General features: G+C 61.0%; 23 protein-coding genes. 11 read left to right on the plus strand and 12 right to left on the minus strand.

Translation table 11 applies throughout. The features are described 5' to 3' along the window. Nucleotides 1–3: 3 nt before the first annotated feature. From cydB to ACMYUN_RS02605, 4 genes are read right to left on the minus strand one after another with little or no spacing between them, the layout of a single operon-like run. Nucleotides 4–1,005: a cytochrome d ubiquinol oxidase subunit II gene (cydB, locus tag ACMYUN_RS02590; RefSeq protein ID WP_415762704.1), complete on the minus strand. Its 1,002-nt coding sequence runs from the start codon at nucleotides 1,003–1,005 to the stop codon at nucleotides 4–6. A 13-nt stretch (nucleotides 1,006–1,018) separates the two neighbouring features. Then, complete coding sequence (locus ACMYUN_RS02595) at nucleotides 1,019–2,368, minus strand: cytochrome ubiquinol oxidase subunit I (RefSeq protein WP_310405076.1); 1,350 nt, start codon at nucleotides 2,366–2,368, stop codon at nucleotides 1,019–1,021. 27 nt (nucleotides 2,369–2,395) lie between these two features. Beyond that, on the minus strand, nucleotides 2,396–2,785 hold the full coding sequence (locus ACMYUN_RS02600) for a VOC family protein (protein WP_415762705.1): 390 nt from the start codon (nucleotides 2,783–2,785) through the stop codon (nucleotides 2,396–2,398). Nucleotides 2,786–2,808: 23 nt separating this feature from the next. Continuing rightward, nucleotides 2,809–3,024, minus strand: a complete 216-nt coding sequence (locus tag ACMYUN_RS02605) for a hypothetical protein (protein WP_415762706.1) — start codon at nucleotides 3,022–3,024, stop codon at nucleotides 2,809–2,811. 462 nt (nucleotides 3,025–3,486) lie between these two features. Here ACMYUN_RS02605 and ACMYUN_RS02610 point away from each other — a divergent pair, with 462 nt between their 5' ends. The 4 genes from ACMYUN_RS02610 (at nucleotide 3,487) to msrA (ending at nucleotide 8,305) form a co-directional block, all read left to right on the plus strand. After that, a complete protein-coding gene (locus ACMYUN_RS02610) occupies nucleotides 3,487–5,613 on the plus strand; it encodes a TonB-dependent receptor family protein (RefSeq protein ID WP_415762707.1) in 2,127 nt (708 codons plus the stop codon). Nucleotides 5,614–5,851: 238 nt separating this feature from the next. Next, nucleotides 5,852–6,643 (plus strand): enhanced serine sensitivity protein SseB, encoded by a 792-nt coding sequence (gene sseB / locus ACMYUN_RS02615; protein ID WP_415762708.1) that lies wholly within the window; start codon nucleotides 5,852–5,854, stop codon nucleotides 6,641–6,643. Next, the gene (locus ACMYUN_RS02620) at nucleotides 6,643–7,707 is read left to right on the plus strand and encodes an alpha/beta hydrolase family protein (RefSeq protein ID WP_415762710.1); all 1,065 of its coding nucleotides are present in this window, start codon (nucleotides 6,643–6,645) and stop codon (nucleotides 7,705–7,707) included. The genes sseB and ACMYUN_RS02620 overlap by 1 nt, the downstream gene beginning before the upstream one ends. 91 nt (nucleotides 7,708–7,798) lie before the next feature. Then, entirely contained in the window at nucleotides 7,799–8,305 is a 507-nt protein-coding gene (msrA, locus tag ACMYUN_RS02625) for a peptide-methionine (S)-S-oxide reductase MsrA (protein WP_415762712.1), read from the plus strand. 55 nt (nucleotides 8,306–8,360) lie between these two features. Here msrA and ACMYUN_RS02630 read toward each other — a convergent pair whose 3' ends face one another. Beyond that, a complete protein-coding gene (locus ACMYUN_RS02630) occupies nucleotides 8,361–9,587 on the minus strand; it encodes an MFS transporter (RefSeq protein ID WP_129998530.1) in 1,227 nt (408 codons plus the stop codon). A 98-nt stretch (nucleotides 9,588–9,685) separates the two neighbouring features. Here ACMYUN_RS02630 and ACMYUN_RS02635 point away from each other — a divergent pair, with 98 nt between their 5' ends. Beyond that, nucleotides 9,686–10,648: a cupin domain-containing protein gene (locus tag ACMYUN_RS02635; RefSeq protein ID WP_415762713.1), complete on the plus strand. Its 963-nt coding sequence runs from the start codon at nucleotides 9,686–9,688 to the stop codon at nucleotides 10,646–10,648. Nucleotides 10,649–10,688: 40 nt separating this feature from the next. Here the strand turns inward: ACMYUN_RS02635 and ACMYUN_RS02640 are convergent, their stop codons facing one another. The 3 genes from ACMYUN_RS02640 to ACMYUN_RS02650 form a co-directional block, all read right to left on the minus strand. Continuing rightward, nucleotides 10,689–11,450, minus strand: coding sequence for a carboxymuconolactone decarboxylase family protein (locus ACMYUN_RS02640; RefSeq protein WP_415762715.1), 762 nt, complete (start codon nucleotides 11,448–11,450; stop codon nucleotides 10,689–10,691). Nucleotides 11,451–11,462: 12 nt separating this feature from the next. Beyond that, a complete protein-coding gene (locus ACMYUN_RS02645; RefSeq protein WP_130888069.1) occupies nucleotides 11,463–11,807 on the minus strand; it encodes a cyclophilin-like fold protein in 345 nt (114 codons plus the stop codon). Nucleotides 11,808–11,921: 114 nt separating this feature from the next. Then, nucleotides 11,922–12,950 (minus strand): alpha/beta hydrolase, encoded by a 1,029-nt coding sequence (locus tag ACMYUN_RS02650; RefSeq protein WP_415762717.1) that lies wholly within the window; start codon nucleotides 12,948–12,950, stop codon nucleotides 11,922–11,924. A gap of 134 nt (nucleotides 12,951–13,084) precedes the next feature. Here ACMYUN_RS02650 and ACMYUN_RS02655 point away from each other — a divergent pair, with 134 nt between their 5' ends. Continuing rightward, nucleotides 13,085–13,993: a LysR family transcriptional regulator gene (locus ACMYUN_RS02655; RefSeq protein ID WP_415762719.1), complete on the plus strand. Its 909-nt coding sequence runs from the start codon at nucleotides 13,085–13,087 to the stop codon at nucleotides 13,991–13,993. Between the two features lie 202 nt (nucleotides 13,994–14,195). Here ACMYUN_RS02655 and ACMYUN_RS02660 read toward each other — a convergent pair whose 3' ends face one another. The 4 genes from ACMYUN_RS02660 to ACMYUN_RS02675 all read right to left on the minus strand — a co-directional run bounded on the left by ACMYUN_RS02660 (nucleotide 14,196) and on the right by ACMYUN_RS02675 (nucleotide 16,241). Continuing rightward, nucleotides 14,196–14,438 (minus strand): hypothetical protein, encoded by a 243-nt coding sequence (locus ACMYUN_RS02660; protein ID WP_129998524.1) that lies wholly within the window; start codon nucleotides 14,436–14,438, stop codon nucleotides 14,196–14,198. Further along, entirely contained in the window at nucleotides 14,438–14,968 is a 531-nt protein-coding gene (locus ACMYUN_RS02665; protein ID WP_039758785.1) for a hypothetical protein, read from the minus strand. Before ACMYUN_RS02665 ends, ACMYUN_RS02660 begins: the two co-directional genes overlap by 1 nt. 47 nt (nucleotides 14,969–15,015) lie before the next feature. Continuing rightward, nucleotides 15,016–15,240, minus strand: coding sequence for a DUF2188 domain-containing protein (locus tag ACMYUN_RS02670; RefSeq protein ID WP_016774410.1), 225 nt, complete (start codon nucleotides 15,238–15,240; stop codon nucleotides 15,016–15,018). An 83-nt stretch (nucleotides 15,241–15,323) separates the two neighbouring features. Continuing rightward, on the minus strand, nucleotides 15,324–16,241 hold the full coding sequence (locus tag ACMYUN_RS02675; RefSeq protein WP_024012668.1) for a LysR substrate-binding domain-containing protein: 918 nt from the start codon (nucleotides 16,239–16,241) through the stop codon (nucleotides 15,324–15,326). Between the two features lie 194 nt (nucleotides 16,242–16,435). On the opposite strand from ACMYUN_RS02675, the gene ACMYUN_RS02680 reads away from it, so the two are divergent. The 5 genes from ACMYUN_RS02680 (at nucleotide 16,436) to ACMYUN_RS02700 (ending at nucleotide 21,480) form a co-directional block, all read left to right on the plus strand. Then, nucleotides 16,436–17,185, plus strand: coding sequence for an SDR family NAD(P)-dependent oxidoreductase (locus ACMYUN_RS02680; RefSeq protein WP_415762723.1), 750 nt, complete (start codon nucleotides 16,436–16,438; stop codon nucleotides 17,183–17,185). 99 nt (nucleotides 17,186–17,284) lie between these two features. Further along, a complete protein-coding gene (locus ACMYUN_RS02685) occupies nucleotides 17,285–18,583 on the plus strand; it encodes an MFS transporter (RefSeq protein ID WP_415762725.1) in 1,299 nt (432 codons plus the stop codon). Between the two features lie 17 nt (nucleotides 18,584–18,600). Further along, entirely contained in the window at nucleotides 18,601–19,449 is an 849-nt protein-coding gene (locus ACMYUN_RS02690; protein ID WP_415762727.1) for a transketolase, read from the plus strand. Further along, nucleotides 19,446–20,474 (plus strand): transketolase family protein, encoded by a 1,029-nt coding sequence (locus ACMYUN_RS02695; protein WP_415762729.1) that lies wholly within the window; start codon nucleotides 19,446–19,448, stop codon nucleotides 20,472–20,474. The genes ACMYUN_RS02690 and ACMYUN_RS02695 overlap by 4 nt, the downstream gene beginning before the upstream one ends. Nucleotides 20,475–20,535: 61 nt before the next feature. After that, complete coding sequence (locus ACMYUN_RS02700) at nucleotides 20,536–21,480, plus strand: alpha/beta hydrolase (RefSeq protein WP_415763945.1); 945 nt, start codon at nucleotides 20,536–20,538, stop codon at nucleotides 21,478–21,480. The last annotated feature ends 164 nt before the right edge of the window (nucleotides 21,481–21,644 follow it).

Here is a 21,644-nt window from a genome sequence, read left to right on the forward strand (position 1 = left end):
AGCTCAGTCGTCGGTGGCAACGCGCACCTTGCCGCTGAACACGCGGAAACCGAAGGTGTTGTAGGCCAGGGTGATCGGTATGAGCACGGCGAAGCCGACCAGCATGAACATCTGACTGTTCGGGCCTGATGCGGCTTCGCTCAAGGTCAAATCTGGCGGAATGATGAAGGGAAATAGCGCGACCAGCATCATCGCGAAAGCCAGGACGAAGACGCCCAATGCGGCGAACAGAGGGATGAAGTCGAAGCGGCTGTGAAAGCCTTTGCTGAACACCCATCCCAGAGCGCTGAGGATCAGCCCTGCCGGCAACCACAGCCGAATATCGGCGAGCCGCCGGGCATATTGCGGCTGCAACATCGCCGTCCATGCGATCAACACCAGCAATAATGCCGCGACGACCAGCGCCAGGACGCGGGCCTGGCGGGCCGAGCGCTGCTGCAATTCATCAAGGGTGCGCCAGTACAACCAGCACGTCCCCAGCCACACGTAGCCCAGCACCAGTACCAGACCGCAAAACACCGGGAACGGATTCAGCCAGTCGCGGCCATCGCCAATGTACTGACCCTCCTGATGCGCAACGCCCTGCACCAAAGTCCCCAGCACCACGCCCTGAACAAAACCCGTCAGCAGCGACGCCAGCGCCAACACGCCATCGATGATTCGTTTGCGCTGTTCGTTCGCTGCGTAGTCGCGAAACTCCAGCGCCATGGCCCGTGCAATCAATGCCAGGAACATGACGATAAAGGGCACGTAAAGAGCCGGCAACAAGATCGCATAGGCCAGCGGAAACAACGCCAACAGCCCTCCGCCACCGAGCACCAGCCAGGTTTCGTTGGCATCCCACACTGGCAGAATCGTCACGGCCATCGCCCGCCGCTGCTGGCTGGATTGCGTCAGGCCCATCAGCATGCCGACGCCCAGATCAGTGCCGTCGAGCACCACGTAGTTCATCACCGAGAACGCCAGCGCCGCCGCGCACAAAAGGGTCAGCCAGTCCGTGTCCATGTCTGCGCCCTCCTCAGTGTCCGGTTTCGTCGCCAAGGGTGGGCTGCGGCCCGGGTTGATCCTGCTGTGGCGGCTCGCGCAACAGACGCAGCAATACCCACAGGCCGATGCCGAAGATCAGCAGATAAAACAGCAGAATCAACCAGGTCGACCCGACGACTTGAGCCCTCGACACTGACGACAGACTGTCTGCCGTGCGCAGCAATCCGTAAACGGTAAACGGCTGTCGCCCCACTTCGGTGACAACCCAGCCGCTGAGCATCGCCAGAAACCCGGCCGGCGCCAGCAGCACGCACGCGCCCAACCACCGACGCGCCGTGTACAGGCGATTACGCCGGCGCAGAATGAGGCTGACCACGCCCTGCCCGAGCATCAACAGGCCAAGCCCGACCATCAGCCGAAAGGCAAAAAACACCGGCGCCACGGGAGGAATGTCTTCTGGCGGGAATTCATCAAGCGCGGCGATGGTGCTGGTCAGGTCGTGATGCAAATACAGCGAACCGATTCGCGGAATAGCGACCTCCCAGTGGTTGCGGCGCTCTTGCCTATCCGGCCAGGCGAACAGCCGCAGCGGCTCTCCGGCCCCTTGCGCGGGGCGCGTCCATGAAGCTTCGATTGCCGCCACCTTCTGCGGCTGGGCTTGCAGACTGTGCCGCCCATGCAAGTCACCAATGACAATCTGCACAGGAATCAGCACCGCTATCACCCACAGCGCCATGGAAAATTGCAGGCGAGCGCGGGGGTTTGCCGAGGCCTTGCGCAACTGCCAGGCGCTGATGCCGGCAATCAGCGTCGCACTGCCGATAAACACGGCGAGCAGCATGTGCGCCAGCCGATAGGGAAACGAAGGATTGAAGATGATTGCCCACCAGTCCGCGGCGAGGAAACGCCCGTCCGCGCCAATCGAATAGCCGGCGGGGGTTTGCATCCACGAGTTGGCCGAAAGTATCCAGAACGCGCTGATCAGCGAGCCCACGGCCACCGCGCAGGTGGCGAAAAAATGCAGACGCGGGCCGACCTTCTTCAGGCCGAACAGCATGATGCCGAGAAATCCCGCTTCGATGAAAAATGCCGCCATCACTTCATAGAACATCAGCGGGCCGAGGACATCACCGGCCTGCACTGACAGCCGCGACCAGTTGAGGCCGAACTGATACTCCAGAATCAATCCAGACGCCGTGCCCACCGCGACGTTGAGGGCGAACACCTTGAGCCAGTAGCGATAAACGTCCAGGTAAACCTGGCGCCCGGTCTTCAACCACAACGCTTCCAGCACCATGAGGAAATTCGCCAGACCGATGCTGAACGCCGCCAGCACGATGTGGAAGCTGATCGTGATCGCGAACTGGGCGCGGGCGGCCATCAGGGCCGAATCAACAGGCTCCATCCATCAGCCGCTGTAGAACACAGCAAGCTTGTAGCCTTCGGGGTCGCGCAGATAGGCCACGTAAAAGTCCGGCGTGTAGGCCTCGCGCGTGCCCGGCGCGCCCTCATCGCTGCCGCCATGATCGAGCCCGGTCTTGTGCACCTGATCGACCATTTGCCGCGAGTCGGCGCGAAACGCCGGCATCATGCCGTTGCCCGATGTAGCCGGCTCGCCATTGAACGGTTGCGATATGTGCACGCTGCCGGGGCCGTTGGACTTGTCGGCGCAATCGGGCAGGTAAAAACAGTAGTGTTCTTCGCGATCATGCCGGTAGCCGAGCGGCGTCAGGATCGCCTTGTAAAAAGCCGCCGAACGCTCAACATCGTTGGCGCCGATAAACAGATAACTGAGCATGGGACGTCCTCCGATGGCCGTTTTCAGCTGTGCGTTTCTTCTTGGTTATGGGTAAACACGTTGCCGGCGTCGCGTATCAATTGACGCCATTCGGCGCTGGTAATCAGGCCTTGTTCCTCCATCTGATCGGCGGCCTTGAGCAGTTCGTCATATTGTTGTTCCGGATCCAGATCGGCCTCGGCCTGCTCCGACATCTTGCGCCATGCCGCCAGTGATGCCTTTTTTTGCTGATCGAACATACGGGAATCTCCTGAGGGACTTACCCGGTAGAAAAATCAGCGCGAAGGAGGTTCAGGGCAGACGACGGATGGACTGTTTATGCAGAAACCTTTGCAGGAGTGAGCCTGCCCGCGACGGCGGTGAATCTGCAGTGAAGGTGTTGACCGGTCTGGCCCATTCGCGGGCAAGCCCGCTCCCACAGAGATTGGGGTGTATTCAATATCAGGTGCATCACTGAACACTGTGGGAGTGGGCTTGCTCGCGAAGGTGTCCGCACATCACAGATTCATGGCTCTGACCTTCGCGCGCTTCAACAGGCCGCAGAAATTGTTTATTGACCACAAAGGCCTGATCCGCGAGGTTAGCCGACGTTCGGTTGTCTGCGATTGCCGGGCAAAAAACCCGGTTCGCCATGTGTTTCCCGCGTGTGTTCCGACGTCGCACTGTTCATTGCCCGATCCCCTGTTTGCTGGAGTTTCTCGATGCCGTCGCCCAAATCATTGCCCACTGCCCTGCTCGGCCTGGTCCTGGCCTGCCCGGTGACGGCCGAGGCCCAAGGTCTGGAACTGGGGCAAGTATTGGTTTCGGCGGATCAGCGCAGTGGCACCGATGCCTCGGTCGAAGACGCCAGGGAACGCCTCGAACAGGTACCCGGCGCCACCAACGTGGTCGACATGCGCCAGCCGTTGCAGGGCCGCGTTGCCAGCAATCAGGATGTGCTCGCCTATCAGCCGGGGGTGTATGCACAGTCGGCGGGCAACGAAGGCGTGAAGGTTTCCATCCGTGGTTCCGGCATCAACCGCGCACCCGGCGCCCATGCTTCGGGGCTCTACACGATGCTCGATGGCTTGCCCCTCACCGGCCCCGGCGGCACGCCGTATGAATTGCTCGAGCCGCTCTGGGTCGACCATGTCGAAGTGCTGCGCGGCGCCAACGGCTTCGATCGCGGCTCGCTGGCGCTGGGCGGCGCTATCGATTACGTCAGCCATACCGGTTACACCGCGCCGAAACTGCAACTACGCTACGCCACCGGCAGCCATGGCTATCAGCAGCGCCAGATCAGCTCCGGGCAAGTGCTGGGAGATTTTGATTACTACGTGTCGCTGACCGATGCCAACGCCGACAGCTATCAGGACCACACCGCCAGCGAGAGCAAAGGCCTGATCGCCAACTTCGGCTATCGCTTCAACCCGAACCTGGAAACCCGCTTCTACATCCGCTACCGGGAAACCGACAACGACCTCGCCGGCCGCGTGACCAAGCATTCCATCGAACACAGCCCACGGGCAGCCAACCCGGCTTATGTGGCCCGCGATGACAGCCGCAAGCAACCCGGCAGTACCTTCATCGGCAACAAGACCACCTTCTACCTCGACGATGACTCAAGCATCCAGACCGGCCTCGTCTACCACGACTACCCGATGGATCTGCGCGAAGGCCCGAACCGGCTGAAAGTGGCATACACCGACGTCAGCGGCACCTTCGACTACAAGCGCCGCGACAGCCTGTTCGGCATGGAGAGCCGCAGCACTGTCGGCCTGCGCGTGACCAAGCATCTGCCCAACGATGGCGCCAGCGAGTTCGTGCGCATCCCGAGTGGCAACACCGCCAGCTATGCGCCCGGCACGCGGATGCGTAATTTCACTTATCAGGGCTCGGACACCGTGCTGCATTTTGGTAACGACCTGGAAATCGCCGACGACCTGTGGCTGACCACCGGCCTTGCCGCCATCTATACCCGCCGCGAAAGCGCCGTGACGTATCCGCAGGGTGGCGGCAAGACCAGTCTCAGCGATTGGGACTATGCACCGCGCATCGGCCTTCGCTACCAGATCACCCCGGACGTGCAAGTGTTCGGCAACCTCAGCCGCTCCGTCGAAGCACCGCACCCGTGGTCGCTGATCTACAGCTCCAACGTGCGCTTCCCTGCCGGCAACGGCGCTGCAACCGGCACCCAGCGCGACCCGATCGAACTGCAAAACCAGACCGCAACCACTCTAGAACTCGGCGGCCGTGGCGACAGCCATTTGGGCGAATGGAGCCTGGCCTGGTACTACGCGCAAGTTCGTCACGAATTGCTCTCGGTGTTGCCGGACGCCAATGCCGTTACGCCCTACGAACTCAACGCCAGCCCGACGGTGCACCAAGGCATCGAGGCCAGCTTGAATAGCAAACTCTGGTCGGCGGACGACGGGCGCCAGCTGAGCTTGCGTCAGGCCTACACCTTCAGCGACTTCCACTACCGCGACGATGAGCGCTTCGGCGACAACCGCCTGCCCGGTTTGCCGATGCACTACTATCAGGGCGAACTGCGTTACGACTGGCCGCAGGGCTTCTTCGCCGCCGTGAACACGCAACTGGTGTCCAAAGTTGCCGTGGACTACGCCAACAGCTATTACGCCGACCCGTACGCCCTGTTCGGCGCCACGCTCGGCTACAACGCGCCGAAGGGCGACTGGCAAGGCTGGGTGGACATGCGCAACCTGACCGGCAAGCGCTACGCGGCAACGGTCACGCCGGGGTATGACGACAAGGGAGCGGATGCCGCGCGCTCGACGCCGGGTGAAGGGATGGGGGTTTATGTTGGGGTTTCGTGGAGTTTGCTATAACACCCAACGCGAGATTCAAATGTGGGAGCGAGCCTGCTCGCGAAAGCAGTGGATCAGTCGCGAATCATTTCGACTGACACGACGCCTTCGCGAGCAGGCTCGCTCCCACAGTTGGCTTTGTGCTTTTGGTTAGAACGGCGCAGGATTCGAAATCTTTGACGAGTATCATCGTAAGGGCATGTCTCTGCGAATCGTCCCGGTAATCATCGCTTTCCATAGAAAATAACGGATTAATCTCATGGATACTTCCCAAGAAAACCCTCTGGAAACATCACTCCGACTGGCCGCCGACGAACCCGCTCATCGCCCTGAGTTCTATCGCACGCTTCTTGATTCGACCATCTACATCCTCGGCACCGCCGGTGCAGGGCAAGGCCATGTCAATCTCGAGGCCGGCAGCAATATCAGCATCGCTCATTGGCAGAAGCCCGATGGCACGCCGGTCATTCCGTTCTTCTCCTCGCTGCCAACGCTGCAACAATCCATCGACAGCGAGCAGAGCTATGTGGAGATACCGGCCCGATCATTGTTCGAAATCACGCTGGGCGCGCTGCTCTTTCTGAATCCGAAGTCGCCGTACGGCAAGGAATTCCTTCCGGAGGAAGTGCAACGCCTGCTCTCAGGCGAAATCGGCCGGCCCGCCATGCAGCGCACCGTTGAAAAAGAGACCAACGTGTTGCTCGGACAGCCTTCGGACTACCCATCGACGATGGTCCATTCGCTCTCGCAACTGCTGGCCAAACACTCCAATGTGAAACGCGCGTTCCTGGCGCTGATGCACGACCCCACGGTTGATGAAAAGCCGCACCTGATCGTCGGCATCGAAGCGGATGGCGATATCGAGCAGGTCATGCGCGAAGCCGGCAATGTCGCTGCGGACACAGCCCCTGATGGCGGGCCGGTTGATTTTTGTCGCGTGCTGATGGGAGAAGCCGGGCTGAGTGATTACTTCCTCAGGGAGACCAAGCCTTTTTACGAACGCAAGTCACCGAGCAAGCTGCGTTCTTTTTTTGGGTTTGGTAGAGCGTGATGATCAATCCACTTAAAGCAGCACTCGCGGCCTCGCTTGTCATCGGCCTTTCGACCAGCGCACTGGCTGACATCAGCGCCATCGGTTTCCAGTCCACCATCCTGCCCGACCTGCAACACAAACGTCCGCTGGAAATGGTCGTCTGGTACCCAGGCACGACAACAACCACCGCCCAATTGATCGCCGATGACGCAGTCTTTGTTGGTGCCTCAGCCGTTCGTGATGCGCCGCCCGTTGCGAGTGAGCATCCCTTGGTCGTGCTGTCCCACGGTTACCGAGGCAACTGGAGCAATCAGGCCTGGCTGGCGAGTGCGCTGGCCCATCAGGGTTATATCGTCGCTGCCGTCAACCATCCCGGCACCACCACCCATGACCGTAGCGCGGTGGCGGCGGCACAGTTGTGGCTGCGCCCCGCCGACCTGAGCCGCGCCATTGACGCAGTCACTTCTCAACCGGATAAATTCGGCGCCGTCGACAAGGGTCGCATTGCGGTGGTCGGCCACTCCCTCGGCGGCTGGACTGCGCTGGAAATCGCCGGAGCACGGTTCGATCCGGACCTGTTTGCGGGCGATTGTAAAATCCATCCGCAGCTCTCCAGCTGCAAGGTCTATCGACAGATGACTCCGGTAAGCACCCCGGAATTGAAGACAGCACTGGCCGGTGACCTGCGCGACCAGCGCGTCACCGCTGTGATTTCGCTGGACCTGGGCCTTTCGCGCGGCATGACCAGCCAGAGCCTGGCGACATTGCCGGTGCCAACGTTGGTGATCGCTGCTGGTGCACCGTCGCAGGATCTGCCGGCAGCATTGGAGTCAGTTGATCTGGCCAAGCGCCTGCCTCTGGCATCGACGCGTTATATCGAAATCGCCGACGCCAGCCATTTCAGCTTCATGTCGCAGTGCAAACCAGTGGCGGAGGCTTTGCTTGAAGAGGACAGTCCGGGTGACGGCATCATTTGTCGCGATGGTGAAAATGCCCGGCCACGTGCGGTGATTCAGCAACAGGTAACGTCACTGATCAGCGATTTTCTTGCAAAAACTGCGAGCAGCCATCAAGCCCTTTGATCAGATCACGTTCGTTCATGACCTTGGAATCAGCCAACCCGCCCTCATAACAGTGGGTATCCCCCATCGTCTCCGAGAGGAAGCACACACCATGACCACTCAAACCGAAACTGCCATTCTCGCCGGCGGCTGCTTCTGGGGCATGCAGGATCTGTTGCGTCGCTACCCGGGTGTGCTGAAAACCCGCGTCGGTTACACCGGCGGTGATGTGCCGAATGCGACCTATCGCAACCACGGCAACCATGCCGAAGCCATCGAGATCAAATTCGATCCGGCGGTAATCAGCTACCGGCAGATCCTCGAGTTCTTCTTCCAGATCCACGACCCGAGTACGCCCAACCGGCAGGGCAACGATCTTGGCCCGAGCTATCGCTCGGCGATCTATTACCTTAACGACGAGCAGCGCGCCGTCGCCGAAGACACCGCTGCCGACGTCGACGCTTCGAAATTGTGGCCCGGCCGAGTAGTTACGGAAATAGAACCTGCCGGCCCGTTCTGGGAAGCGGAACCCGAGCACCAGGATTACCTGGAGCGGATTCCGAACGGCTACACCTGCCACTTCATCCGGCCAAACTGGAAACTGCCGAAGCGCGCTTGACGACAACGGCGTTGGCTGGGCTCGGTGCCCCACCAACGCCGCCCCCCTGAACAAATCACAAATGCACCGGCACCGCTGGCGCCGAGCCCGGCTCCGGCACATCGACGTTGACCTTCAGTGCAATCAGCAGCGCGGCCAGCAACATCAGAATTCCAGCCGCTACAAACACGCCATTGATCCCGCTGAAGCTGAACACCGAACCGCCGGCGGCAGCGCCTGCGGCAATCGCCGACTGCACCGATGCGACGACCATGCCGCCTGCGCTTTCGGCCTGATCGGGTATCGAGCGCGCCACCCAATTCGACCACGCCACCGGCACGCCCCCAAAGGCCATCCCCCACAATGCAAGGAGCAATGCCTGCCCACTGACCGACGCCGGTAACCCGACCAGCGCCAGAGCGGCAACGCCCACCAGCACCGGCATCAGCACCAGGGTTGCGCGTGGATTGCGCTGCAACAACCAGCCGGCGAACAGCGTGCCGGCAAAGTTCGCCACGCCGAAACCCAGGAGCATCAGTGCCAAGGTCTGCGCGCCGACGCCCGTGGTGCTTTCCAGAAATGGCCGGATATAGGTGAACAACGCGAAGTGGCCGGTGTGCACCAGTACGCAGCCGAACATGCCGATGGCAATGCCCGGTCGCAGCAACACCTCGAGCACCGTGCGCAGGCGTGACGGGCGATGCGGCGCCAGACTGGGTAGCGTGAACATTTGGAAGACCAGCGTCACCATGCCCACCGCTGCTGCGGCGTAGAACGCACTGCGCCAGCCAAACTGGCCACCGAGATAACTGCCCAGCGGCACCGCCACTACGGTACCCACGGCGATCCCGCTGAAGATGATCGACAGCGCGCGTGGCAGCAGCGCCGCCGGCACCAGGCGCATCGCCACGGCCGCCGCCATGCTCCAGAATCCGCCGAGGGCTATGCCCAAAAGAATACGCATGATCAGCAATACGGCGAGGCTGGACGACAACGCCACCAGCAGATTCGACGCGATCATCAGTGCCGAAAAGCCAAGTAATACGAGCCGCCGATCAAGGCTGCGCGTCAATCCTGGCACCAGCAATCCGGCAAACAGCGCGACCACCGCTGTCACGGTAACGGCTTGCCCCGCCAGCGCTTCACTGACGCCGAGATCGAGCGCCATTGGTGTCAGCAGGCTGGCCGGCAGATATTCCGCCGTGAGCAGACCAAACACACCCATCGCCAGTGAAAACACCGCCATCCATGCAGGCACCATCGGCGCCTCTTCAATTCGCCCATCACCTACACGTTCATTCATTTCAAGACTCCCTCGGACATTTCGAGAAGGCAGTCTATTGAGGGCGATCCGGATGATCTATGATGCGCAGTCTTGAACTTTTGATCGAAACCCCGAACATGACGAGCATTGATTCCTTCTCTGTGTCTTCAGACCTGATCACCGAGTTGTTGCGCAGCATGCGTCTGCGTGGCGTGCAATATCGGCGGATCCACGCCGGCCCGCCCTATGGCCTGGGTTTCAGCGACAAACCCGGCCATGCGTATTTCCACTTCGTCGCCGCTGGATCGACGGTGTTGCGGCTGGAGGACGGCAGCGTTTACGAATTGTCGGCGGGCAATGCGGTATTCATTTCCCATGGGGCCGCGCACCAGTTGCTGTCACACGCAGGCGCGCAAGTGCAGGACATTGACAGCGCGGTTACCGCGCCACTCGGCGACACGGTCTGCGCGGTGCAGGTCGGGCAAAGCAACGATTCGCCCGACAGCGCGCTGCTCTTCAGTGGCTGTATGGAGTTCGAGCTCGGCAGCCTGCAAGGCCTCGGTCGGCTGATGCCGGGTCTTATGCTGATCGACGCCGGCGGCCAGCGCTATCCGGGCCTGATGCCGATTCTCGCCACCATGGAGCGCGAAGTCAGCGCCGCGCGCATCGGCTTCGCCGGCATTCTCGCGCGCCTGGCCGACGTAGTGGCGGCAATGATTGTTCGTGGCTGGGTCGAATGCGCTTGCGGCAATGCCTCCGGTCTCGTCGCCGCCCTGCGCGACCCACGCCTGGCACAGGCCTTGCTGGCCCTGCACCAACAACCGGGGCGCGACTGGAGCGTCGCCGAACTGGCAACGCTGTGCAACACCTCGCGCTCGGTCTTCGCCGAACGCTTCCAGACCACCCTCGGCACCCCACCGCTACGCTATGCCACCGAACTGCGGATGCGCCTGGCCAGTCAGTGGCTGACCCTGGAAAGACTGCCGATCGAAGAAGTGGCGCAGCGCCTGGGCTACACCTCCCAAGCGGCGTTCAGTCGTGCCTTCAAGCGGATAACGGGAAGCTCGCCGGGAGCGAGTCGGCGCCAGCGCGCACTGTAAGAATCTGCATTAACAGCGCGGCAATGAATCCGAACCGCCCTCACCGCTGGACTTTCTCCAGTCCCGCGACCACCCGCTCCGCTGCCTGCGAATCCCCACGCACCTTCAATTCCTGCGCAACCTGGCGCAACTGCTCAACCGTCAACCCAACATTCAGACTGATCTTCAGATGCGACTCCAGCTGTGACTCCACCCCAGCCATTGCCGCGAGCGCGCCAACCGTCGCCAGTTCCCGATCCGTCCATTGCAGGTTGTCGCGGGCGAAGATATCGCCGAACAAGTGCGTTTTCAGAAACTGATCGATCGCCGGGGCGAATTCGAACAGCGGGCCCGACACTGGCGCGCCGACCAGACGGGTCTGATTGTCGGTGCCGAGTTCGGTGAGCGCATACCCCGACGGCACCGGTCCGGGCTCACGTCCTGGTGCGTCTTCGATGCCGCGTGCAGCGCGTTCCTGCGTAACCTTCATCAGCAAGGACAAGGCGTTGAGGCTGCGCGGGAAGCCGGCGTAGGCGTACAGCTGCACCAGAATTTCCTTGGTCTCGCTGATGCTCAGCCCGGCATCGAGACCACGATTGAGTGCGTCGTGCAAACGCGGCATGTCGCCGATGGCAGCGTTGGCGGCAATCGGGGCGATCGCCAGTTGTTCAAGCGACAGAGGCTGTTCTTTCATGATCGGTTTCTCCGATGATCGGGAAGGATTGGCGCAGAGAGGATTCACGCAGGCTGCGCTGGCGAGGACCGCGCAGCCGAGGGCCACGATGCGTAGAAGACGCCCTTGATTTAACGATTTCTGGTTCATCAATGACTCTCCTCACTCATGCAGAGTGAACGTCACCCGCACATCGCCGCGCCCCAAGGCTTCGGCCAAGTCCTGCGGGCGGTCGATGCGACCAAGACGCGAATAGCGGTAGGACGAATCGAAGGTCTTGTAGAAGACCACCAACGTATCGTCGCCATACAAAAGGAAATCGCCGTTGTGAATCGTGCCCGGCCGGTAGGGCTGGGTGGGCAATGGCGGCTGCACGGTGGCGTATTTTTCATTGCCGTGCAGGTCGGTCATTTCCAGGCTCAGCGGCAATCGCGTGAGCAATTGCCGGGTACTCGGGTTGTCATCCAGAGCAATGGCAAAACGCTGTTCTCCGACGGTCATCCACATCGTGGTCTCCTCCGGGTTAGCAGCAGACAGAGCAAAGGGCAGCCATGCCATCAGTACGAATCCCTTCCAGCCGTTGGCAAAAATCCGCATCGCTTCGCTCCGTCGCGTTGAAAGTTACTTCAGGTTGCTCTTGAAGAACTGTGTCAGCTTGGCAAAAGGAATCAGCTCGACCCGGTCGTACAGATCGACATGGCCGGCATTCGGCACGATCACCAGTTCTTTCGGCTGCCCCGCCAACCGGAACGCCTCTTCGCTGAACTCACGGGAGTGCGCATCGCCACCGGCAATGAACAACATCGGGCGCGGCGAGATGCTCTCGATATCGACGAATGGATAGAAGTTCATGAACTTGGTGTTGCTGCTCAGCGTCGGCCGCGTGGTCTGTTGCGGCGTCGAGCTGGCCGGGGTGAATTCGCCGCGCGGGGTGCGGTAGAAATCGAAGAATTCACGCTGGATCGGATGGGTGTCGGCCTTCAGTTCCAGCACCGTGCCGCCGGTATATGCGACCTTGCCGCCGGTGAATTCGGCGTAACGCTGTTCGGCCGCTTGGGCGATGATCTGCTTGCGCTGTTCGAGGCTTTGCGAATGCTTGAGGCCGTCACGGTTGGCCGCGCCCATGTCGTACATGCTGACCGTGGCGATGGCTTTCATCCGTGGGTCGATTTTCGCCGCGCTGATCACGAAGCTGCCACTGCCGCAAATGCCCAGCACGCCGATGCGCTCGCGGTCGATGAATGGCCGTGTGCCGAGGTAATCGACGGCGGCGCTGAAGTCTTCGGCGTACATGTCCGGCAGCACGGCATTGCGCGGCGCGCCCTCGCTTTCGCCCCAGAACGACAGATCCAGCGACAGGGTGACAAAGCCCTGCTCCGCCAGTTTCTGCGCATACAGATTGGCGCTCTGCTCCTTTACCGCGCCCATCGGATGGCCAACGATAATCGCCGCGCTGCGTGCTGCCGGGTCGAGTCCTTTGGGGACAAACAGGTTGCCGACCACGGTGAGTTGGTATTGATTTTTGAAGCTGACCTTCTGCACGGTCACCTTGTCGCTTTTGAAGAAATTATCGGCACCGTGGGACATGTCAGCTCCAAATGCAGTGAATGAACTCAGGACAAACCCGAGCAGTATGAACAGTCGTTTCATGGGGGCGTCCTTGATCGGGAACCCAGGCGAGGCCGGGATGGAGGTATTGTTGCGCAGGCTTGAGGCTTTGATTAGCTAATGAGTGCTTAATGCGGTTATAAACCAAGCTAATCAATAAACCCGAGCGTTGCGCCATGGCCAAACCCAACTTCAACGACCTGCTCGCCTTCGTCACCGTGGCCCGCAGCGGCAGCTTCACCCGCGCGGCGGTGCAACTGGGCGTGACGCAATCGGCGGTGAGCCAGGTAGTCTCGGCGCTGGAAGCGCGTCTGAAAATTCGCCTGCTGACCCGCACCACGCGCAGCGTGTCGCTGACAGCGGCCGGCGAACGCTTGCTGCACGCCGTCGGGCACCGTTTCGATGAGATCGAAGCCGAGCTGGACGCGCTGACCGAGTTGCGCGACAAGCCCGCCGGCACCGTGCGGATCACCTGCGGCGACAACATCATCAAGACCACTCTGCTGCCCAAGCTGACGCCGCTACTGCTGCAGTACCCGGACATCAAGCTCGAATTCGATATCAACTACGGTTTCCGCGACATCGTTGCCGACCGCTTCGATGCCGGCGTGCGCTTCAGCGACACCGTCGCCCAGGACATGATCGCCGTGCCGATCGGCCCGCCGCTGCGCATGGCCGTGGTTGCCTCGCCCGGCTACTTTGCCCGGCACCCCGCCCCGCAACACCCGCGCGATCTGGCGGCACACCGCTGCATCGATATTCGATTTCCGACCTACGACGGTGTCGATGCCTGGGAATTCGAGCGTCAGGGCAAAAAGCTGAAAGTACGGGTTGACGGCCAACTGGTGTTCAACTCCACCGTGCACATCGCCGACGCGGCGGTGAACGGGTTAGGGATTGCCTACCTGCCCGAAGACGAGTTCGGCGCGCACCTGGCTGAAGGGCGTTTGGTCAGAGTGCTGGAGGACTGGTGCGAACCGTTCGGCGGCTTCCACCTCTACTACCCCAGCCGCCGCCAACCGTCGCCGGCGTTTTCACTGGTGGTGGAAGCGTTGCGCGTGGTCAGAGATCCAGCCCCATTGTAGGAGCGAGCCTGCTCGCGATAGCGTCGGCACATCCAATAGAGTAAGTGCCTGACCCAGCGCTTTCGCGAGCAGGCTCGCTCCCACAGGGTTTTGCGTCAGACTCCGGAAATCAGTCGATTCACAAACCCATTGTGGGAGCGAGCCTGCTCGCGAAGGCGCCAGACCAGCCACATCATCTCTGCGTGCCGGCCCCGCGACACCCTTACAACTTCGGCACGTCCCCGGTAGCCTCGGCAATCGTCGCCAAGGTTTCCTCCATGCTGGCGATGTCTTCATGCAGCTTTTGAAACACCAGATCCAGCGACTCGGGGGCGTCCACGGTTTGATGGCCACGAAGCGACTCGACGCTACCGCTCTCCACGTGCTGGAGGATGTCCACGCTTTCTCGCAGTGCCAGCAGCTGATCGAAGATGGCGGCAATCTGCGCTTGGCTGCGGGTGCTCATCATTTCCACCCAAGCCTGGCAATGATCTCGCGCCGATACGGCGTGTCGATCTGTGCCGGTACCTGCTCGATATAGTCGCGGGCTTGTTCGTGCGCTGCGCCGCTTAACCCGGCGAGATAAGAAACCGCGTCGTCGACATTGGGCACCAAGCCTTCAATGTTCTTGAATCTGCCGGGCAGCGCCGTCCAGATCACCGCGTCCAGTTGCCGAGGGATGGCCCATTCAGCGAGCACGCCCATTGCCGAGGTACCGATGGTGAAGCTGCCGATGCCGTCCTCCCTGCCCTCAGGCACGCCCTCGCGAAGACGCAAGACTTCACGGGCCTGATCAAGGTCGGTGACATCCAGTACCGACCACAGCACTTTGCACGGCGGCGCGTTCGCGCTTATGGCGGTAGTCAACTCGCCAGTGTCACTGACGCGCACGAAGTCGATCGGTACCTGCGGCCCGTCGGCAAACCACTCGCTCGCCAGCGGCAAACCGTCCGGCTTCCAGATCAGTGAGCCCCATCCCAGACATGCGATGACCATAAATCAGACCCTTCTGCAGAAACGATGAATACAGAGAAAAACGCGGCTCAGCCTTTGGTTTTTCGCGGGTCGGCAGCGCGCGGAAAGGTGCGCTCTTCCTGGATCGTCCCGTCCTCTTTATGGATTTTCAGCGAGGCGGTCTTGTCCTGCAGATAGTCGCTGGCGATCTGCGTGATCTCGGCTTTGGTCGCAGCCGTTTTCGACGCACGCTGCGCGCCCTCTTTGACCAGTTCCCAGCGCTGCTGGTTTTTGTTGATGTGGTAGTTATCCATTCCTTCACCTCTGATATGAATGACAAGATCGATAATGGATTGACCTTGAGCGGATCAGAGAGTTTGAAAGAATTGAGCTCGACTCAATACGCGAACTCGTGGCCCAACTCGCTTTCCATCCACGCCAGAAAACGCCTGACCCGTGGGAAGCTGGAATGCGCTTTGGGAAACACCAGATGATGCGCCGCCACCGCAGCACTCAATGATTCAGGCGCTACTTCAACCAGCGTGCCCGCGGCCAGATACTTCTGCGCCAGCAATGTGCTTTCCAGCGCGAAACCCAGGCCGTGACTCGCGGCTTCCAGCGACATGTACGAGCGATCGAAGCTCAATGCGTAAGGCCGCTCCGGACGCGCCAGACCATGCTGGGCAAACCATTGCGGCCATTTGAGCAGCGTGGCTTCCGACAGAATCAGATCGCACTCCAGCAGATCCGCCGCGCCGCGCACGGGGCGTTGCGCGAGCAGTTTCGGTGAGGTCAGCACGGCAAATGTCTCGTTCCTGACGGTGCGCACCTCATAGCTTGGCCAGTTCGGCAGACCGTGGCGGATATCGACGTCGATCTTGTCGCGACTGAAGTGCAGCGATTCATAGGAGCACGACAGATTGATCTGTATGTCCGGATGACTGGCGCGAAACGCTTCCAGACGCGGCATCAGCCAGAGCAGGCCGAAGCTGGGCGACGAGTGCAAGCGCAGGCAATCGAGGCTGACATCGCTGGCCGCGCGTTCGGTGGCAACGGCGAGACTGTGCAGAATCCCGGAGACTTCCTTGAGGTATTGCTCGCCGACCGGCGTGAGCGAGACGCCTCGAGCAGCGCGAACGAATAATTGCCGGCCGATCATCCCTTCCAGTTTCGCCAGTTGATGGCTGACTGCCGAGGGGGTCAGGTCCAGCACTTCCGCCGCTCTGGCGACGTTACCGAAGCGCGCGGTTTGTTCGAAGGCCTGAATTGCTTTCAGCGGTGGCAGGATGATCGATGCCTCAGTGTCAGAGCGCATGGGGACTCCGTGGTGGTTTCTTGTGATGTATGGACCGGTTTCATTCAAGCATTTGCGCAACAGCCTGACGAGTGCTGAATTTTTTTCAGCATTGAGTGACTTCCGCGTTATTGCTCACGCTCGCCCCGGAGGACAAGCTGAGTCATCGGTTACTTACACACCGACCCAATAAAAACAATTCGAGGGAATCCTCCATGCTTCTTCAAGGCAAAGTCGCAATCATTACCGGTGCCGCATCTGCCCGTGGCATTGGCCGCGCTACCGCCAGCACATTTGCGCAACAAGGCGCTCGCGTGGTCATCCTCGATCTGGATGCCTCCGCAGCACGTGACGCCGCCGCCGCACTGGGCGAAGGTCATCTGGGCCTGGCGGCCAACGTGGCCGACGAAGCGCAGGTCCAGCAAGCCGTTGCCGCCATCATCGAACACTTCGGGCGCATCGATATTCTCGTCAACAACGCCGGCATCACCCAACCACTGAAGACCCTCGAGATTCGCGGTTCGGACTATGACAAGGTGCTGGACGTCAGCCTGCGCGGCACTTTGCTCATGTCGCAGGCGGTGATTCCGCTGATGCGTCAACAGTCTTCCGGCAGCATCGTCTGCATGTCCTCGGTGTCGGCCCAGCGCGGCGGCGGCATCTTCGGCGGTCCGCATTACAGCGCGGCCAAGGCCGGCGTTCTGGGGCTGGGCAAGGCCATGGCGCGGGAATTGGGGCCGGACAATATCCGCGTCAACTCCATCGCCCCGGGCCTTATTCACACCGACATCACCGGCGGCCTGATGCAGGATGACCGCCGTCACGCCATCATCGAAGGCATTCCGCTGGGTCGCCTGGGTCAAGCGCAGGACGTTGCCAACGCCGCGCTGTTTCTGGCCAGCGACCTGTCCGCTTATCTGACCGGCATCACCCTCGATGTGAACGGCGGCATGCTGATTCACTGAGTCACTCTGGGCGGGCCTGCGGGCCCGTGCGGTTCTGGATCGATGACGCAGCCGGGCCTGATGGCCTGGCGGTCAATAAAAACAAGAGATCAGGCCATCATGACTACCCTGTCGCTCGAAGCGGTTTCGACCGTGCGCTCTTCTGCCTATCGCAAAACGGCCTGGCGGCTGATGCCGTTCCTGATGCTGTGCTATTTGTGCGCGTATCTGGATCGGGTCAACGTCGGTTTCGCCAAGCTGCAAATGATGAATGATCTGGCCCTCAGCGAAACGGTCTACGGACTGGGTGCCGGGGTGTTTTTCATCGGCTATTTCCTCTGCGAAGTGCCCAGCAACATCATCCTGCACAAGGTCGGCGCGCGGGTGTGGATTGCGCGGATCATGATCACATGGGGCATCGTCTCGGCGCTGTTCGCCTTCGTCGAAACCGCGTGGCAGTTCTATGCCCTGCGCTTTCTGCTGGGGATTGCCGAAGCCGGCCTGGCGCCGGGCCTGTTGCTCTATCTCACTTATTGGTTTCCGTCCTATCGCCGGGCGCGCATGACCGTGTTGTGGTTCATCGCCATTCCGCTGTCGGGCATGGTCGGCGGCCCGCTGTCGGGCTGGATCATGAACCACTTTGCCGGTGTGCACGGCTGGGCCGGCTGGCAGTGGATGTTCGTGCTCGAGGCGGTGCCCACCGTGGTCGTCGGCCTGCTGGTGCTGAGCTACCTGAAAGACGGCGTGCATCAGGCGACCTGGCTCAATGACGATGAAAAAGCCCTGATCACTCGCGAACTGGCTGAAGACGACCAGCAAAAAGTCACCCACGCCTCGATCGGCGAGTTCATCCGCGACCGGCGCTTGTGGCTGCTGGCGGCGATCTACTTCTGTGTGGTCATGGGCCAGTATGCGATCACCTTCTGGCTGCCGACACTGGTGCGCAACGCAGGGGTTTCCGACCCGCTGCACATCGGTTTCCTGACCAGCCTGCCTTATCTGTGCGCCATCGCCGCGATGCTGCTGGTCGGACGCAGTGGCGACAAACATCGCGAGCGCCGCTGGCACCTGATCGTGCCGATGATCGCCGGTGCGATCGGTTTGAGCCTGGTAGCGATGATGGGCGGTAATTCGACCTTGTCGATCCTCAGTCTGTGCCTGGCCGCCTCCGGCATTCTGTCCGCCACCTCGTTGTTCTGGATGCTGCCGACCACGCTTCTCGGCGGCGTGTCTGCGGCGGCCGGCATCGCGGCGGTCAACAGCTTCGCCAACCTCGCCGGGTTCTGCTCGCCTTATCTGATCGGCTGGATCACCACCCTGACCGGTTCCAGCGCCATCGGCATGTACCTGATCACCGGCGTGCTGTTCCTCGGCGCGAGCCTGGTCCTGCGCATTCCCGCCGCTTTGGTCAATCGTTGAGTCAACGGAGTTTCATCATGACGACTAATCTCTCACACACTGCATCGCCGAGCCTGGCGGAGCGCGCGCACAACATTCGCCGCCATGCACTGCGCATGGGCCAGGTTCAGGGCCAAGGCTATGTAGGTCAGGCCCTCGGCGCGGCTGACCTGCTGGCGGTCTCCTATTTCCATGCGATGAACCATTGCCCGACAGATCCCGAATGGGAGCAGCGCGATCGCTTCTACCTTTCCATCGGCCACTACGCCATTGCGCTGTACGCAGCGCTGATCGAAGCCGAGATCATTCCGCTCGACGAGCTGGAAACCTACGGCTCGGATGACAGCCGCCTGCCGATGTCGGGCATGGCCGCCTACACCCCGGGGATGGAAATCACCGGCGGTTCGCTGGGTCAGGGCCTGGGCATCGCAGTCGGCGCCTGCCTGGGCCTCAAGCGCAAAGGCTCGGCCTCGTTCGTCTACAACCTGCTCTCCGATGGCGAACTCAATGAAGGCTCGACCTGGGAAGCAGTCATGTCGGCTTCGCACTGGCAGCTCGACAACCTGATCGCCATCGTCGACGTGAACAACCAGCAGGCCGACGGTTACTCCAGCGAGATTCTCTCGTTCGAACCGATCGTCGATCGCTGGCAAGCCTTTGGCTGGTTCACCCAGCGCGTCGACGGCAATGACCTCGACGCACTGGTCGCTGCATTCGATGCCGCGCGCAATCACCCCGGCGGCCAACCGCGCGTGATCATCTGCGACACCAAAATGGGCAAAGGCGTGCCGTTTCTGGAGAACCGGGAAAAGACCCACTTCATTCGCGTCGAAGAGCACGAATGGGACCTGGCACTGAGCAACCTTGAAGAAGGAAAAGACCAATGAGCAACGCCGCCAACACTGCGCCTTCGACTGCTACTGGCGCGCCGGTGAAAAAGCGCCTGACCACCTCGGCGATGATTGCCTCGATTGCTTCCGAGGGTCAGGCGACCCGCTCGGCACCGTTCGGCCATGCGCTCGCGGCGCTGGCAGAGCAGCGCGCGGACATCGTCGGCCTTTCTGCTGACCTGTCCAAGTACACCGACCTGCACATTTTCGCCAAGGCGCACCCGGAGCGTTTCTATCAGATGGGTATGGCCGAGCAGTTGCTGATGAGCGCTGCCGCCGGCATGGCCCGCGAAGGGTTCGTGCCGTTCGCCACCACCTACGCGGTGTTCGCATCGCGCCGTGCTTACGACTTCATCTGCATGGCCATCGCCGAGGAAAACCTCAACGTCAAAATCGTTTGCGGCCTGCCCGGCCTCACCACCGGCTACGGGCCGAGCCACCAGGCCACCGATGACCTGGCCATCTTCCGCGCCATGCCCAATCTGATGATTGTCGACCCGTGCGATGCGCTGGAAATCGAACAGGCCGTGCCGGCCATCGCCGCTCACCAGGGCCCGGTCTACATGCGCTTGCTGCGCGGCAATGTGCCGTTGGTGCTGGACGAGTACGGCTATCAATTTGAGATCGGCAAGGCCAAGACCCTGCGCACGGGCAACGACGTGCTGATCATCTCTACCGGGCTGATGACCATGCGTTCGCTGGAAGCGGCCAAGCAATTGCAGGCCGACGGCATTGATGTGGCCGTGCTGCACGTGCCGACCATCAAGCCGCTGGATGAACAAACCATTCTCGCCGAAGCGCGCAAATCCGGACGTCTGGTGGTCACCGCCGAGAACAGCTCGATCATCGGCGGTTTGGGTGAGGCGGTTGCCGGGTTGTTGTTGCGCAATGGCGTGACGCCCACCTTCAGACAGATCGCGTTGCCCGACGCGTTCCTTGACGCCGGCGCCCTGCCGACGCTGCATGATCGCTATGGCATTTCGACGCCGGCTGTCTGCGCGCAGATCAAAGCCTGGCTGTAACTCCACCGTGAGCGGCGCCTCCATCCGAGGCGCTCGTTCATTCGCACACAGGAAGCAGAACGTGAAAGCACATGAACTGCTGGATCCCGACTTCAAGAGCTTTTTAACCCCCGGCGCAGAAGCCTGGACGTTGGAAACGCTGCCCGCGATCAGGGAGCGTGTCCATGCGACATTCAAATCCCCAGAACAAGCGCGCGGTGAAAGCCTATGGATAACGGCCCACGACGGTGAGGATCTGCGCCTGTGTCTTTACCGGCCCGCCGGCGCGGTACTGGGTGTTCACTTTCCGGTGATCCTGTACCTCCACGGTGGAGGTTTCGTCTTGGGCTGCCCGGAAATGGCAGACGATTATCTCGCCGATCTCGCTGAAGCACTGCAGGCGATCATCGTCGCCGTCGATTACCGTCTCGCGCCTGAACACCCCTTCCCCATTCCTCTCGAGGACTGCTACACCGCCCTCGCCTGGGTTTTCGCCCACCAGCAATCGCTGAATATCGACGCCGACAAAGTAATCCTCATGGGCCACAGTGCCGGCGCCGGGCTGGCAGCAGCGCTGGCAATGGTGGCGCGGGATCGCGGCGAATTCCCCATCGCCAGCCAAGTGCTGATTTATCCGATGCTTGATGACCGTTCGGGCAGCCCGGCCGCGCCTCAGCAAAACGATACGACCGGAGTGATTGGCTGGCCGGCGCAAGCCAACCAATTCTGCTGGCAGTGCCTGCGCGCTGACCAAGCGCTGGATGATCAGCAGATCGGCTGGTTTTCTCCGGCCCTGCAGGATGATCTGCGTGACTTGCCACCGACGTTTCTGGCGGTCGGGGCCCTGGATCTGTTTCTTGAAGAGGACGTTGCATTTGCCCTGCGCCTGTCGCGCGCTGGGGTTGCCGTCGAGCTGCACGTCTACCCTGGGGCGCCACATATGTTCGATCAATACCCCGGGTGTGTTACCGATCAGTCGGCGCTGGATGTGCTTCGATCACTTCGGCGATCGATAGCTAGCGCATGAAGTATTTTGAAGGCGAAAAGTCCGCTGAAACGAAACAGCCCGATTTCTTATACAGAGCCTGTCGCGCTTCCTCTGCTTATTGATTAATACCTTCGCAGATGGACGTCTGCGGCCGGGATGGTCAACTTTTCAAAGTTCCAATATTGATTAGCCATCACTCATCG

The sequence above is a fragment of the Pseudomonas sp. CP4 genome, assembly GCF_047758505.1.
Classification (GTDB): domain Bacteria; phylum Pseudomonadota; class Gammaproteobacteria; order Pseudomonadales; family Pseudomonadaceae; genus Aquipseudomonas; species Aquipseudomonas fluorescens_AO.

Excerpts from the sequence above, each read along its gene's own strand:
- cydB (WP_415762704.1), bottom strand. The coding sequence starts at position 1,005 with ATGGACACGGACTGGCTGACCCTTTTGTGCGCGGCGGCGCTGGCGTTC.
- ACMYUN_RS02595 (WP_310405076.1), bottom strand. The coding sequence starts at position 2,368 with ATGGCCGCCCGCGCCCAGTTCGCGATCACGATCAGCTTCCACATCGTG.
- ACMYUN_RS02600 (WP_415762705.1), bottom strand. The coding sequence starts at position 2,785 with ATGCTCAGTTATCTGTTTATCGGCGCCAACGATGTTGAGCGTTCGGCG.
- ACMYUN_RS02605 (WP_415762706.1), bottom strand. The coding sequence starts at position 3,024 with ATGTTCGATCAGCAAAAAAAGGCATCACTGGCGGCATGGCGCAAGATG.
- ACMYUN_RS02610 (WP_415762707.1), top strand. The coding sequence starts at position 3,487 with ATGCCGTCGCCCAAATCATTGCCCACTGCCCTGCTCGGCCTGGTCCTG.
- sseB (WP_415762708.1), top strand. The coding sequence starts at position 5,852 with ATGGATACTTCCCAAGAAAACCCTCTGGAAACATCACTCCGACTGGCC.
- ACMYUN_RS02620 (WP_415762710.1), top strand. The coding sequence starts at position 6,643 with ATGATCAATCCACTTAAAGCAGCACTCGCGGCCTCGCTTGTCATCGGC.
- msrA (WP_415762712.1), top strand. The coding sequence starts at position 7,799 with ATGACCACTCAAACCGAAACTGCCATTCTCGCCGGCGGCTGCTTCTGG.
- ACMYUN_RS02630 (WP_129998530.1), bottom strand. The coding sequence starts at position 9,587 with ATGAATGAACGTGTAGGTGATGGGCGAATTGAAGAGGCGCCGATGGTG.
- ACMYUN_RS02635 (WP_415762713.1), top strand. The coding sequence starts at position 9,686 with ATGACGAGCATTGATTCCTTCTCTGTGTCTTCAGACCTGATCACCGAG.
- ACMYUN_RS02640 (WP_415762715.1), bottom strand. The coding sequence starts at position 11,450 with ATGAACCAGAAATCGTTAAATCAAGGGCGTCTTCTACGCATCGTGGCC.
- ACMYUN_RS02645 (WP_130888069.1), bottom strand. The coding sequence starts at position 11,807 with ATGTGGATGACCGTCGGAGAACAGCGTTTTGCCATTGCTCTGGATGAC.
- ACMYUN_RS02650 (WP_415762717.1), bottom strand. The coding sequence starts at position 12,950 with ATGAAACGACTGTTCATACTGCTCGGGTTTGTCCTGAGTTCATTCACT.
- ACMYUN_RS02655 (WP_415762719.1), top strand. The coding sequence starts at position 13,085 with ATGGCCAAACCCAACTTCAACGACCTGCTCGCCTTCGTCACCGTGGCC.
- ACMYUN_RS02660 (WP_129998524.1), bottom strand. The coding sequence starts at position 14,438 with ATGAGCACCCGCAGCCAAGCGCAGATTGCCGCCATCTTCGATCAGCTG.
- ACMYUN_RS02665 (WP_039758785.1), bottom strand. The coding sequence starts at position 14,968 with ATGGTCATCGCATGTCTGGGATGGGGCTCACTGATCTGGAAGCCGGAC.
- ACMYUN_RS02670 (WP_016774410.1), bottom strand. The coding sequence starts at position 15,240 with ATGGATAACTACCACATCAACAAAAACCAGCAGCGCTGGGAACTGGTC.
- ACMYUN_RS02675 (WP_024012668.1), bottom strand. The coding sequence starts at position 16,241 with ATGCGCTCTGACACTGAGGCATCGATCATCCTGCCACCGCTGAAAGCA.
- ACMYUN_RS02680 (WP_415762723.1), top strand. The coding sequence starts at position 16,436 with ATGCTTCTTCAAGGCAAAGTCGCAATCATTACCGGTGCCGCATCTGCC.
- ACMYUN_RS02685 (WP_415762725.1), top strand. The coding sequence starts at position 17,285 with ATGACTACCCTGTCGCTCGAAGCGGTTTCGACCGTGCGCTCTTCTGCC.
- ACMYUN_RS02690 (WP_415762727.1), top strand. The coding sequence starts at position 18,601 with ATGACGACTAATCTCTCACACACTGCATCGCCGAGCCTGGCGGAGCGC.
- ACMYUN_RS02695 (WP_415762729.1), top strand. The coding sequence starts at position 19,446 with ATGAGCAACGCCGCCAACACTGCGCCTTCGACTGCTACTGGCGCGCCG.